This is a genomic window from Algoriphagus sp. UBA3586 (assembly GCF_002376385.1).
In the GTDB taxonomy this organism is placed as follows: domain Bacteria; phylum Bacteroidota; class Bacteroidia; order Cytophagales; family Cyclobacteriaceae; genus Algoriphagus; species Algoriphagus ornithinivorans.
Genome location: NZ_DFMT01000018.1, coordinates 41,631 through 55,422 on the forward strand (window position 1 = coordinate 41,631; position 13,792 = coordinate 55,422).

A 13,792-nucleotide genomic window follows, 5' to 3' on the forward strand; every position below is an offset into this window, starting at 1 on the left:
AAAAAAGAGAGAGCGAAGGGTGAAATTCCACCAAAAATTAATTATTTTCAATGTTACTGTTAAGCCACCCACCAAATTCAGACTGTTATTTCAAATGATTAAAGTACTATTTGTTTGTCTTGGAAATATATGTAGATCGCCCCTGGCAGAGGCAATATTCAATCAAAAAATTAAAAATTCCGGTGTAGAGGTTCACTTTAAATCTGACAGCGCTGGCACTTCTGATTTTCATATAGGAGAGCTTCCTGACGAACGAACATTGAAATGCGCCGAACTGCATAAAATTCCCATCAAACATCGAGGAAGACAAGTAAATAGAACTGATTTCAGGGATTTTGATTACATCATTGCGATGGATGAGAGCAATCTCAAAAATTTGAATACCATGAAAAGTAAGTGTGGGTTTCCCGACAAGGAAATCCATCTGATGCGGGATTTTGTACCAGGAAATGAAGGCCTTTCTGTTCCTGACCCTTACTATGGAGGAGAAGAAGGTTTCTTGGAGATTTATAGAATACTGGATGAGGCAATAGACCACTTTTTGAATCAAGTAAAAGTCACCCATCAGCTTTATGCTTGATCTGAATGAGATCTATGAACAAGTACTTTTTGACAGTTTAGGACCCTTAGCCGAACTCAAGTCCGCTTCATTAATTGCAGCTGGCAGCCACAACCAAGGAATAAGGCTGGATAGTAATGAAGGCAGTTTTTTTCTCAAGCTCAATTTTGACCATGAGAAGGACATTCTTTACAAAGAAGCAGAGGGCTTGGACTTACTTAGAAAATCTACTTTTATCAAAATCCCAAATGTCTTAAGATGTGGAAGAGTAGGTGATTACAATTATTTATTGTCAGAATTTATCCCTTCCGGAAGATATCAACTCGACTATTGGGAAAACTTAGGATTGGGTCTAGCTCATTTACACTTGACCAATCAAAAAAAATATGGGTTGGAAAATGACAATTACATCGCCTCCCTTCATCAGAAAAATTTGACATCAGATTCTTGGTTGGATTTTTTCATAGAACAAAGACTGGAGCCATTGTTAGGGAAAGCTTATTTTGACCGCTTGATTCCGCTCGACTTCTTAAAAAGATTTCAAGAAATCTATCCCAAACTAGAATCTGTTTTTCCGGATGAAAAACCGGCGCTTCTTCATGGAGATCTGTGGTCTGGAAATGTAATCGCAACCAGTCAAGGAGAACCCTGCTTGATTGATCCTGCAGTATATTTTGGTCATCGGGAAATGGATATAGCATTTAGCCGACTTTTTGGAGGTTTTGACAACAGGTTTTATGAATCCTATGAATCGATTTTACCTTTAGAACCAGGTTTTGAATCCAGAATGGGCATATACAATTTGTATCCTTTATTGGTACATTTGAATCTATTTGGCGTCGCCTACTTACCTGGAATAGAAAAAATTGTAAACCGATTTCGTTGATGAGCTTTTTGATCCGCCCCTATCAAAGCCAAGATTGCAAAGCAATTTTGGAAATAATCAATGATAGTATCCTCAATACATTTTTTAATTATGATTACCATGTAAAAACGCACGAGGAAGTTTCCCGGAATTTCGATCAAAAACTAAATGACAATATCCCAATTCTAGTGGGTGAAATGAATGGGAAAGTAGTGGGCTATGCGACTTATGGGAAGTTTAGGGCCAAACCCGGATACGACAGAACTATAGAGCACAGTATCTATTTGGATCACTCCGCCCAAGGAAAAGGCTTAGGGACCGCTATGCTAAGACAATTGATTTATCTGGCTAAAGACCAAGGATATCATGTAATGATAGCTGGCATGGATTCTGAAAATCATGGAAGCTATCGATTTCATGAAAGATTGGGATTCAAAGAAGTTGCAAGACTTCCTGAAGTATCATTTAAGTTTGATAAGTGGCTGACCCTAGTTTTTATGCAGCTGAATCTGGAAAATTTAGCCTAAAAGAACTTTCTCGCCTGTTTTTACAGCTTCGAAAATCGCATCAATGATTACCATATCCTTTAAGCCTTCCCTTCCGTCAACAGGGATTTTGGGAGTGACACCATCAAAAATTATAGCAGCCATCTGATCCATCTGGGTCGTCTGATGAGTGACATGGGGCTCATTCAAAGGACCTTTATGGGTTTTTCCCTGAATCGGACCATAGCCTGTGGAAGGCTGCATTTCTGCAAAGCCTTGGGTCCCATTTAAGAAGAATTTATCCAAATTATTCATGCTGTAAGTAGAAAGGCATGAAGCAACTACCCCAGAAGGAAAGCCCATCTGAAATGTGATGGTTTCGTCAATCCCATCCTTGAACTTGACTGGGTCGGTCTTCACTTCCTGAGCAGTTACCCAAATCGGCTCCTCCCCTACCATATACCTCGCACCATTGATTGAATATATACCGATATCCATCATTGCGCCCCCTCCTGATAATTCTGGATTGAGCCTCCATTGAGTCGGATCCCCAATTTTAAATCCGCTCAATCCTTGGAAAAATTTGATATCTCCAAACTCTCCTTTTTCTCGCATTTCCACCGCCTTCAGCGTATTTGCTTCAAAATGCATTCGGTATCCGATCAATAATTTCACTCCAGCCTGATCACAAGCAGAAACCATTTCAGCTGCATCAGAAGCATTCACAGCCATAGGCTTTTCACAGATAACATGCTTGCCCGCCTTAGCTACTCGGATAACCTGTCCTTTGTGTAAGGCATTTGGTGTGATCACATAAACGGCATCTATATCCGGGTTATCCTTAATGGCATCGAAGTTTTCATAGTTATAGCAGTTTTTGGCAGGAATTCCATATTTAGATTGCCACATGGCAATTTTGGACGGAGTCCCGCTGATCACACCTACCAGTTTTGCCCGCTTACAATCCTGCATCGCTTCTGCGACTCTGGTACCATAACTTCCCAATCCCATAATGGCAACCCTCAAAATTTTATCCTGATCGAATATTTCGGAAATAGGGCTAGAAAAAACAGAAATTGCTGGAGTAGAAAGCACAATAGCCGTTGCACCTGCCTTTTGGAGAAAAGATCTTCTTGAGTTCATGGATTAATAGGTTGATTTATTGAAAAATACGGATAAAAAATGATTTCTCTTCTCATTGGTAAGTTTAAGATTGCGAAATCCATATTATCAGCATGATCCATAAAATCCACCTTTCGGAATTACTCTTTTCTTCTGACAAACTGGACTGTGTTTCTCGTACTTTGCTCCAACAAGATTTCATATCCCGGATTGAGATCGCTGAAATCCTTTCTGTCGGGGTGCAGTACAGTCAAAAGCTCCAATCCTTCATTGTATCTAATGATGAATTTATTTTTTAAGGAATTAACAAGCTGCTCTAATTTGAAAAGTTGCTGATCTATAATAATCGAAACTGATATCGCCGAAGTCTGAAGAAAATTTACCCGAAGTTTGAGTACATTCAACTGCTCATAAATAGTATGTATTTGCTCCTCTTCAATGAAGGTAAAGTCCGTCACCCGAAACGTGACTAAAATTTGATTTTGCTTTAAAACGATGGTAGGAATTGGATTTTGTTTTCCTAGTTGAAAGATTTTTGTACCGGCAGCTTCTGGTTTCAAAAAAGATTTTACAAATAAGGGGATACCAGAATTAGCCAGGGGTTTGATGGTTTTGGGATGAATCACCGAAGCCCCATAAAAGGTCATTTGAGCAGCCTGCTGGTAATCAAGTTCATCAAAAAGCTGCGTGTCCTCAAACAGCTTAGGGTCTGCATTTAATACTCCTGGTACGTCCTTCCAAATAGTCACAGAGCCGGCATCTAAACTTGTAGCAAGTATGGCTGCGGTAAAGTCAGACCCCTCTCTTCCTAAAGTCGTGGTTCGACCTTCAGTGTCAGCTCCGATAAAACCTTGGGTAACGACTGGAAACTGATCTAAAATCGACTTCAGATTTTTTTGGCAATTCTGCCTGGTCTTTTCCCAGTTGATTTTCGCAAATCTAAAATCACTATTGGTGGAAATAAATTCTCTGGCATCTTGCCAAACTGAGACCAAGCCAATTTCACAGAGATATTCCATTACGATTCTACTGGAAATTAACTCCCCAAATGCCACTACCCGGTCATAATATTCATCGTAATTATCTTTGGTTATAGGATTCACTAACAATTTTTCCAATTGCAAAAAGTAATTATCCAACTTAGGAAATATCGTGTGATCTGCGGGGAACAAATCTTTACATATCTCTAAATGATAATTTTTTAAAATTGTACTATTTGAAGAAATATCTTCTTCTTTCATTCTCAGTTCCAGTAATTTCTCCAATGCGTTAGTGGTCTTACCCATGGCAGAAACTACGATTACCATATTTTTTCGCAATCGATTACGCAAAATTTCAGCTAAGTTTTTGACTGCTGAGGCATCTTTTACAGAAGCTCCTCCAAATTTGAAAATTTGTGTTTTGGTCATAAAATATTATTCCTAATTTCGAGAGTATATAAACCCAAATATTGTACTTTTCTAATCCATGAAAATTCTTCCTTATCAGCCAGACCAAAGCGGGATGGCTTATTCTGTCGGAACAACTCTGGACCGATTTATCAAATCTAAGCAAAGTGATTTCCCTTTTGCTTCCGGTGAACTTTCCCAACTACTTCGAGACATCGCTTTAGCTGCCAAGATAGTCAATAGAGAGACGAATCGCGCAGGCCTTGCCAATATCGGAGGTGCATTTGGTCAAACCAATGTACAAGGTGAAGAGCAACAGAAGTTGGACGTAATAGCCAATATACGTTTTATGAGAGCTCTCAGTAAAGGCGGGGAAGTTTGCGCAATTGTATCTGAAGAAGAAGATTCAGTCATAGATTTACAAAACGGTTCGGGAAAATATGTAGTCGCGATAGACCCTCTTGATGGCAGTTCCAACATTGATGTAAATATCAGCATAGGAACCATTTTTTCAATTTACAGAAGAAAAACACCTGTGGGAAGCCCTATACAAGAAGAAGATATCATGCAGCCCGGAAAAGAGCAAGTTGCTGCTGGGTATGTGCTTTATGGCTCCTCCACCATGTTGGTCTATACCACAGGGTTTGGTGTAAATGGGTTTACCTACGAAAATTCCCTCGGAGAATTTTTCCTTTCTCACCCAGCTATACAAGCGCCTAAAGATGGAAAAATCTATTCCATTAATGAAGGTTCAGAATTAGAATGGACCCCAGGTGTAAAAAACTACGTTGACCATTGCAAAAAGTCTCAATATTCTGCGAGATATATCGGTTCATTGGTCGCTGACTTTCATAGAAATTTATTGAAAGGGGGAATTTATGCCTATCCTTCAACCAAAAAAAATCCCAATGGAAAATTAAGGCTGCTATATGAGGCTAATGCTTTGGCATTTATTGCCGAACAAGCAGGGGCAAAAGCAACGAATGGAACACAGCGAATTTTAGATATTCAGCCTGAGACACTTCACCAGAGAACTCCCCTTTGGATAGGGTCTGAGAAAATGGTGGATGAAGCTATGGGATTTTTAAGTAAGAAAAGGGAAGCTGTAAATCTTTAGAACTAATGGCTGGTTTTTGAGGTTTAGTAAATTGGATGTTTTTATCTTCACACTCCAAATTCTTAACATATGAAACTAAACAAAACCTTTTTGGGACTAGCACTAGCTGCCAGTTCTCTATCCATTTATGCATGTGATTCGAAAGATGATCTTGACATAGCCAGTGATGAGCCAATTGATGAAACTTTTGCGGTTCAGACTGAGAAAATGTTGATCAATGTAGACACGCTTTATTCTGATTTGGAAAGTCCTTGGGGAATGACCTGGCTACCTGATGGAAAAATGCTTTTGACTGAGCGAAAAGGAGAAATTCTGATTTTTGAAAACGACAAATTCACCGGTCAAAAAGTTCAGGGGCTACCCAAGGTACATGAGGTAAATCAAGCTGGGCTACTGGATGTTCAAGCTCATCCAAATTATGCTCAAAATGGATGGATTTACATTTCTTATGCCAAACCAAAAGGAGGAAATAAAGGTGCTACAACCATCATGCGATTCAAGCTGGAGGGTAATCAAGCAGTTCAACAGGAAGAATTGATTGAAACTACTCCAGAGTGGGAAGGCGGAAGACATTATGGATCCAGAATTGTTTTTGATAAAGACAATTATTTGTTTTTCTCCAACGGAGATCGAGGAGACACTCCTTCCAATGCGCAGGATTTGACCAATTCTCATGGTAAAATTCACAGAATCCATGATGATGGCAGAATCCCTTCTGACAACCCATTTGTGAATGAGCCGAATGCTATCAAATCCATTTGGACCTACGGAAATAGAAACCCACAAGGCTTGGTTTATGATAAAGCTAATGACAGAGTTTGGGAGGCTGAACACGGACCAATGGGTGGCGATGAGCTTAACCTGATCGAAAAAGGCAAAAATTACGGCTGGCCAGTAATCACCTACGGCCAAAATTATGACGGAACTCCAATCACAGATATCACAGAAAAAGAAGGAATGGAGCAACCAGTAACCTACTATGTTCCTTCTATTGCCACATGCGGGATGACTATTGTTACTTCCGATAAATATCCAGCTTGGAAAGGAGATATTTTAATTGGAGCATTAGCTAAAATGCACATCAATAGAGTAGATATGGAAGGCACTAAAGCCCTATCGCAGGAAGTGATGCTCCAAGATATCGGTAGAGTAAGACAGGTTTCCGAAAGCCCTGATGGCTATTTGTATGCCATCACAGAAGGCACTGGACTCCTAGTCAAATTGATCCCGATCCGATAACAGAAAAAGCTCTCAAATACTGAGAGCTTTTTTCTTTTCTATTAATTACTTAGACAAAATCAACATCCACATTGAATGGGTACTTCATCAAAAACTGGAGCGCCTCCTCAATTTCCAAATCTTCAAAAAGTACGCGGTACAAGTTTTCTGTAATCGGAGCGCGTAAATCCGCTGCTTCCAAAAACCCTTTGATGATTTTTACTGTATTGACACCTTCGGCCACTTCTTCCATACTGGCTTGAATCTCTGTCAAACTCTCGCCTTTGGCCAATCTATATCCTACCGTAAAGTTTCTGGAATCCACGGAATTACAAGTCGCTACCAAGTCTCCTATTCCTGCAAGTCCAATGACGGATTTTAAACTTCCTCCTAAAGCATTACTTAAATGAGCCATTTCCACCATGCCTCGGGAAATCAAAAGCCCTCGGGCATTTTCTCCCAAACCAAGCCCAGCCAAAGCCCCTGAAGCGATCGCAATGATATTTTTCAATACTCCGCTAAGCTCCACCCCAATGATATCCGAATTACCATAAACCTGAAATTTATCAGACCTTAAAAGTCGCTGGCCTTCCATGATTACCTCATTGTACTTGCTGGCAATTACGGTAGCAGCCGGCTGACCTTTGCTAAGCTCTTTAGCCAAATTAGGGCCTGCTAGGCATCCCACCCTGACAGCAACTGTCTCCTGTTGGATTACTTCACTCATGGTCAATATCTGGCTTCTTTTGATTTTTTTGACAGTGTCTAAAGTTTGACCTTCTGGGAGATTCAAACAAAGTCCTTTGGTACCATGAATCACCAAATGGTAAGGATGTAGAAATGGGGCAAACTTTCTTGCAACCTCCTGAAAACCAGAAGATGGAACCATAAAAAAAAGAATATTACACTCTTTACAAAGAGTTTCTGGGTCAAAAGTCCCCTGAATGCTGGCATGCAAGGCCTTACCTTGGGCACTGCTTTGGGTATTGATTTCGTCAACTACTTCTGGCTTTCTGGCATAGACCATTACCTCGCTTTTTTCAGCAAGCATATTGGCTATGGCCGTACCAAAGCTACCTACTCCTACTACGCCTATGGTACTAGATTTAGAAGAGTTTTTCAAGGCCATATCCATGTAGTCTGTTGTGATAAAAATATAATAAACTCATATCCTCAGTGACTATGTCTCCCTGACGATTTTTAATCAAAGGTCTTTTTGCATGATACATTCCCACATTATCCAATCCATGAGAAATAATCTCATCCATAGATCTTTTCATGTGCGGAGCAATATTAATCTGCCCATCTTCCTTTAGTGATAGAATTCTTTCATAAACCATTTCGCAGGCTTCTCTAAACTCCTGATAGGGCAAAAATATTTCTTCCTCAGGCAAGCGTATCAAATCGAAAAGGTCCAATTTATTATTTCGCAGTTTGATCAGCTCGAAGGCAGTAAAGGCCACTAAATGTGAACTGAATACCCGGTTGATTTTATGAAATTCCTCAACTATGCGCTTTCCAAGCATATTGGTATACTCTTCCTCCCGCTGCTGATCTACAGTAATCTGGTTGTTGGAAATAAAATAATCTCGAGGGTCAATTTTTCGTCCGTATTTATCAAGACTATCTCCATTTTCATCCACATAATTCCCCAACACATCCATGGCTTTCCCTACAGAAACTGAAATATCAGAACCTTTGGTAAAGAATTTTACTAAGAACTTGGAGATCTTGTAGGAATTAGAAAACTCGTCATTCTCTTTGTAATAGCGTTCCTGTCCGGTGATGCTGAGATAGTCTTTGATCAAACTTGGTGCTTCCAGTACAAAATGATAATTGATAGTCACTGGCACAATGAAGATTTTACCGGAAATATCATTTATATCATTCTGATAATTAGTTCTTTGCGCTTCGATGGCAGTACTTAACAGTCCTAATTTCAACTTGGACTCAATCATGCCGCTTCGGCTCCGGGTTCCTCCCGGAAAAAATAAAGAGTGGCATCCAAACTGTATCGCTTCTTTGGAATAAGTCTTTAAGGTTTCCAGATACATAAGATTCTTTTTCCTCCTATCCACCTTATAGGCACCCAAGGCATTCATGAAATAGGCAAAAATCGAGATATTAAACAGGTTAAGACCTGCTCCATAAATAAAAGGAGGCAAGCCCAAAACAGAAATAATCCAACCAATCAAAATACTATCCAAGTTTGAAAAGTGAGTTGGAACCATGACTATAGTACCTTTGGTTGCCAAATCCCTCAATTGATCCGTTTCGCCTGTGATCTGGATTTTATCCTGAAGTGTATATTGGTTACTGAATATGGATTTAAACCCTTTTACTCTGGCAGCATTCAGTAATCTGGAAAAGCCATAAGTGACTACGCTTCTGGTAAATTTATAATGTTGATGATTGAAATTACTGGCAATTTCCTCAGAATAACGATTGGTGATTCTTTCAAGAATCTCCTTGTAGGCCTCCAGCCTCTTACTTCTATTCAGCTTGGTCTCTGAATTGATCTGCAATAATGCAGCTTTGACTTTCCCCCAAAACTCACCCTCATCATCCGGGTCAACAACCCAGGGGTTTTGCTTAATTCTAAGCTTTTCCCTGTATAAGGTTGTCTCCAGTTCCTCTTTGAGAATATCAGGGTTTTTGCCCGTCAGAGTAAGAATTTTATCCTGCGCACTGGCTGAAACTCTGGAAACAAATTCCTTTCTCTCCCTAGCCAATTTTACGACAGGCCATTCATCCTTGCTGGGCAAAATTGGCTCGTACCGATGTTTGATATATTTCTCCTCCAAAATGGAAAATGGGTTTTATAAAAGTGAATGCCAAAGATAAGGAAAATGAACTTGTAGCGGGAATCTTAAGCCTTAGGAACAGATGGCTCTGATTTCGACTTCAGGAATAAAGCCACTACCAGGGTGGTAATCAATCCCATGACTATTGCTCCAATCAGGGATTGAACCATATAGCTTTTTAAATTGAAATAGGCTTCGGCGTCAGCTAATGTCATTTTTCCACTGGTCACTGCATGTTCGATTACATTGCTAAAATATTCGGGAGTGATATAGGTACTGATCACATATTGAGCTATGGGACTGAGTAAAGCAATAATTAGGGTCATGATCAGACCTGTGACCACCCCCTGTTTGTAGCTCATTCGCCCAAAATATGTATTTCTCTTTTTATCCAATAAGGCAAAAACATAAACCAAAATCGCAGGGATAGCAAAGAAGTTCGTGTAGGTAGCGTGATCAGCTATTTTTTCATCATGCCAGCCCATGGATTTTTCAAATAACATCCACAATAGCATAGTCAGAATGAAAATAAATGCCCATTTGAGCTCTATCTTAATATTTTTCATAGTGATTTGGGTTAGGTGATGGGGCGATATTTATACAAATTACAAAAATTCAGAAACGTTTATACTTTTCTGTTGTTTCTCAGGTATCAAATAGAATCCCTTGTCTAGGAACTAAAGGGTATTATTTTTACGCCAGCAAATCCCAATGAAACCAGATCTCAAACAAATACAGGTGCCGATCGAGTCGGAAATGGTTGTTTTCGAACAAAAATTCCGTGACTTCATGAAAAGCAAGGTGAAGTTGCTCGATCATATCACCAATTATATCGTAAAGCGGAAGGGCAAACAAATGCGGCCCATGTTTGTGTTTTTGACGGCTGGAGTCTGTGGAGAAATCAATGATTCCACCCACAGAGGGGCTGCTTTGATTGAGTTGCTTCACACGGCAACACTTGTTCATGATGATGTCGTGGATGACGCAAATTATCGCAGGGGCTTTTTTTCGGTCAATGCATTATGGAAAAATAAAATCGCTGTCCTTGTTGGGGATTATTTGCTTTCCCGAGGATTGCTTCTTTCAGTGGATAACGGGGATTTTCATTTGCTCCAGATTGTTTCCAATGCAGTCAAAGAAATGTCGGAAGGCGAACTGCTTCAGAGCTATAAAGCCAGAAAACTGGATGTAGACGAGGAAGTATATTATGAAATTATCCGTCAAAAAACAGCCAGTCTAATTGCTTCATGCTGTGCTGTTGGTGCAGCAAGTGTCAATGGAGACCTAGAAATGGTCAGCAAAATGCGTGAATTCGGAGAAAAGGTGGGCATGGCCTTTCAAATCAAAGATGATCTTTTTGATTACGGAGAAGAAGAAATCGGGAAACCTGTAGGGATTGATATCAAAGAGAAAAAGATGACTTTGCCTTTGATATTTGCTTTGAGTAAGGCGGATTGGTTAGAAAAAAAGAAAATCATCCACCTCATCCGAAATAAATCCAACGATAAAAAAGCTGTAAATCAGGTTATTGATTTTGTAAAAAAGAGTGGAGGTTTAGAGTATGCCAAGGAAAAAATGAATGGATTTTATCAGGAAGCTCTGGGCATTTTGGAAGGATTCCCAGAATCTGAATACCGAGCCTCACTTTCAGCTTTAGTCAGCTATACAATAGAAAGAAAAAAATAAGACCTCTTCGAAGGTCTTATTTTTTTTCTAAAACACTTTTTGACTCAGCTTATCTTATCAAAGTTCGCTTTCAAGTCAGGCTTATGACTATTCATAAGAATTGATCGTTTGAATTTTTCCATCAGGTAAATGGACCAATTCTGCCATTTTGATATTTCTCAAGGGTGTTTTACCTGAAAGCTCTGTATCATGATAAAATAAATACCATTTCCCCTCGAAATTGACAATAGAGTGATGATTAGTCCAACCTTCTACGGGTTCCAAGACATTTCCCTGGTAAGTAAATGGACCATAGGGACTATCTCCAATGGCGTAGGCTATAAAATGTGTATCACCCGTTGAATAGGATAGATAGTATCTCCCATCATGTTTATGCATCCAGGCAGCCTCAAAGAACCTTCGAGCATTATCTCCTGCTTTAATTGCTTCACCATTTTCATCCAGGATCAAAATCTCCTTCGGCTTCTCTGCCAAACCGGTCATTGCATCATCCAATTTGGCAATGTATGGCATCAAAGCTTTTTGATCTGGCCCCGGTAGCCCATCCATTGGACCCTTTCTTCCCTCAACGAGTTTTTGATCTTCATACCATTGAAGTTGTCCTCCCCAGATTCCTCCCCAAATCAAAAAATACTCCTCCTGATCCTGAAAAACAGCAGGATCCATACTGAAAGTACCTTTGATTGGTTCTGCCTCTGGTTTAAATGGACCTTCTGGGCGATCTGAAACGGCGACCCCAATTTTAAATATCCCCTGTTTATCTTTTGCTGGGAAATAGAGATAGTATTTTCCATTTTTTTCGGCAGCGTCCAGAGCCCATAACTGTCTACTTGCCCAAGGAATATCTTCCAATTTCAAAGCCACTCCATGGTCAGTGACAGGCCCATTAACCTTCTCCATAGAGAAAACATGGTAATCTTTCATGTCAAAATGAGAGCCCATATCATCTTCTTCCACATCCGTTTCTATATCATGGGAAGGGTAAACAAATAGCTTTCCTTCGAAAACATGAGCTGATGGATCGGCTGTGTAGATATGCTGGACTAAGGGTGAATGGGCGAATATAGGTTCGGGTTCTGACTCAACCTCAGTTTCAGTAGTTTTTTTCGGCTGAGAACAAGCTGCTAAAAGCAGGAATAAGCTTAAGAATTGGTTTGAAAATTTCATGGTTAAATTAGGTTTGAATGGGTTTGATTTTGAAAATAAGAAAAGGCATTAGAAAAACCTACGGGAAAACATTATCAAATTTTCTTAAAAGAATTTACATTTGATAGTATCAAATGATACTATAAATGAAGCCTCCTTACGATATCAATCCTAAGATTTTGAAATGGATAAGCTCCATTTCGGAGAAAATTGGTGAGGCAAATGCGCTTTTTCTAAGCAAACCTTCTCCCCAACTCCGGAAGCAAAACCAAATCAAGACCATTCACTCATCGCTTCAAATAGAAGGAAATACCTTAAGTGAGGATCAGATTACGGCAATTTTAGAAGACAAACGGGTGATTGGGCCGCAAAAAGATATTTTGGAAGTGCTCAACGCAGTTTCCATTTATGAAAAATTGGATTCACTGAAATCAATTTCAGAAAAATCCTTCCTTTCTGCACACGCAACTTTGATGAACGGATTGATCGAACATCCCGGAAAATATAGAACTCGAGGAGCGGGAGTGGTCAAGGGTTCGCAAGTGACACATCTGGCACCACCTGCTGAAAATGTACCTGGACTAATGAAAGATCTTTTTCATTACCTGAAGAAGGACCAAGAACTTGTCTTAATAAAAAGCTGTGTATTTCACTACGAAATGGAGTTCATTCATCCTTTTTTGGATGGAAATGGAAGAATGGGTAGGCTTTGGCAGACGATAATTCTAAAGGAAAAGTATCCTGTCTTCGAATCTTTGCCTTTTGAAACATTGATTAACAGAACTCAATCGGAGTATTACGAGGCTCTCGCGCTGAGTGACAAAATGGGAAAGTCGACCGTATTCATCGAGTACATGCTCCGAATTCTCGATGCTGCACTCGAAGACCTGCTTCGAGTCAAAGGAAAAACCATCAATCCGGAGGATCGAATGACCTACTTTCTATCTTTGGGAAAAAGCCAATTCACTCGAAAAGACTACATGGAAGTGTTTAAGACCATTTCCACAGCCACAGCAAGTCGAGATTTGAAGAAAGCGGTGGAAAACAAAATCCTCTCAACTGAAGGAAAAGGAAATCAGGTTAAATACACTATAAATCCCATTTATTACTAGAATTTGCGCATCCTTACATGCTTAGTTTTATTTTGATTTTCATCCCGATTGTTTCTTTCATAACCATAAACATTACATTTTGGTGGTTGGACATCTCACTAAAAAACAGAGGATGCAAAAATGAAAACTCAAGTCCTTGGTTCGCCTATGCTAAAGACTTCTCAAAACTTCTAGATTTAACTTATCAGAAGGAAAATTCAAAACGCAAACAATATCAAATTGCTCTTGGGATACTAATCAGCTCTTTGGTAATCATTTTTGGATGTGGCATTATAGCTCTCTTACAATTT

At 39.6% G+C, this 13,792-nt stretch carries 13 protein-coding genes; 7 read left to right on the forward strand and 6 right to left on the reverse strand.

The features are described from left to right. The first annotated feature begins 94 nt into the window (after positions 1 to 94). The 3 genes from B2906_RS06830 to B2906_RS06840 are packed head-to-tail and all read left to right on the forward strand — an operon-like array spanning position 95 to position 1,951. A complete protein-coding gene (locus tag B2906_RS06830) occupies positions 95 to 580 on the forward strand; it encodes a low molecular weight protein-tyrosine-phosphatase (protein WP_219957794.1) in 486 nt (161 codons plus the stop codon). Further along, positions 573 to 1,445 (forward strand): fructosamine kinase family protein, encoded by an 873-nt coding sequence (locus B2906_RS06835; RefSeq protein ID WP_286936278.1) that lies wholly within the window; start codon positions 573 to 575, stop codon positions 1,443 to 1,445. The genes B2906_RS06830 and B2906_RS06835 overlap by 8 nt, the downstream gene beginning before the upstream one ends. Beyond that, complete coding sequence (locus B2906_RS06840; RefSeq protein ID WP_219957793.1) at positions 1,445 to 1,951, forward strand: GNAT family N-acetyltransferase; 507 nt, start codon at positions 1,445 to 1,447, stop codon at positions 1,949 to 1,951. The genes B2906_RS06835 and B2906_RS06840 overlap by 1 nt, the downstream gene beginning before the upstream one ends. Here the strand turns inward: B2906_RS06840 and B2906_RS06845 are convergent. Continuing rightward, positions 1,943 to 3,052 carry a Gfo/Idh/MocA family protein gene (locus tag B2906_RS06845; protein ID WP_219957792.1) on the reverse strand — a complete coding sequence of 370 codons (1,110 nt, stop codon included), beginning with the start codon at positions 3,050 to 3,052 and terminating at the stop codon, positions 1,943 to 1,945. The genes B2906_RS06840 and B2906_RS06845 overlap by 9 nt on opposite strands. Before the next feature lie 119 nt (positions 3,053 to 3,171). Beyond that, positions 3,172 to 4,440, reverse strand: coding sequence for an aspartate kinase (locus tag B2906_RS06850; protein ID WP_219957791.1), 1,269 nt, complete (start codon positions 4,438 to 4,440; stop codon positions 3,172 to 3,174). A 58-nt stretch (positions 4,441 to 4,498) separates the two neighbouring features. Here B2906_RS06850 and fbp point away from each other — a divergent pair, with 58 nt between their 5' ends. After that, a complete protein-coding gene (fbp, locus tag B2906_RS06855) occupies positions 4,499 to 5,536 on the forward strand; it encodes a class 1 fructose-bisphosphatase (protein WP_286936298.1) in 1,038 nt (345 codons plus the stop codon). Positions 5,537 to 5,605: 69 nt separating this feature from the next. After that, positions 5,606 to 6,775 carry a PQQ-dependent sugar dehydrogenase gene (locus tag B2906_RS06860; protein ID WP_286936303.1) on the forward strand — a complete coding sequence of 390 codons (1,170 nt, stop codon included), beginning with the start codon at positions 5,606 to 5,608 and terminating at the stop codon, positions 6,773 to 6,775. A 49-nt stretch (positions 6,776 to 6,824) separates the two neighbouring features. On the opposite strand, the gene B2906_RS06865 is transcribed toward B2906_RS06860, so the two are convergent. The 3 genes from B2906_RS06865 to B2906_RS06875 all read right to left on the reverse strand — a co-directional run bounded on the left by B2906_RS06865 (position 6,825) and on the right by B2906_RS06875 (position 10,124). Further along, a complete protein-coding gene (locus tag B2906_RS06865; RefSeq protein ID WP_219957788.1) occupies positions 6,825 to 7,883 on the reverse strand; it encodes an NAD(P)H-dependent glycerol-3-phosphate dehydrogenase in 1,059 nt (352 codons plus the stop codon). Continuing rightward, complete coding sequence (locus tag B2906_RS06870) at positions 7,861 to 9,558, reverse strand: 1-acyl-sn-glycerol-3-phosphate acyltransferase (protein ID WP_286936318.1); 1,698 nt, start codon at positions 9,556 to 9,558, stop codon at positions 7,861 to 7,863. Before B2906_RS06870 ends, B2906_RS06865 begins: the two co-directional genes overlap by 23 nt. 65 nt (positions 9,559 to 9,623) lie before the next feature. Further along, positions 9,624 to 10,124, reverse strand: coding sequence for a DUF4199 domain-containing protein (locus tag B2906_RS06875; protein WP_144605895.1), 501 nt, complete (start codon positions 10,122 to 10,124; stop codon positions 9,624 to 9,626). Positions 10,125 to 10,269: 145 nt separating this feature from the next. On the opposite strand from B2906_RS06875, the gene B2906_RS06880 reads away from it, so the two are divergent. Beyond that, positions 10,270 to 11,244 carry a polyprenyl synthetase family protein gene (locus tag B2906_RS06880; protein WP_219957784.1) on the forward strand — a complete coding sequence of 325 codons (975 nt, stop codon included), beginning with the start codon at positions 10,270 to 10,272 and terminating at the stop codon, positions 11,242 to 11,244. 87 nt (positions 11,245 to 11,331) lie between these two features. Here the strand turns inward: B2906_RS06880 and B2906_RS06885 are convergent, their stop codons facing one another. After that, positions 11,332 to 12,411, reverse strand: coding sequence for a glycoside hydrolase family 43 protein (locus B2906_RS06885; protein WP_219957783.1), 1,080 nt, complete (start codon positions 12,409 to 12,411; stop codon positions 11,332 to 11,334). A 125-nt stretch (positions 12,412 to 12,536) separates the two neighbouring features. Between B2906_RS06885 and B2906_RS06890 the strand changes: the two genes are divergently transcribed. Then, positions 12,537 to 13,502, forward strand: a complete 966-nt coding sequence (locus B2906_RS06890; protein ID WP_219957782.1) for a Fic family protein — start codon at positions 12,537 to 12,539, stop codon at positions 13,500 to 13,502. Positions 13,503 to 13,792 lie beyond the last annotated feature (290 nt).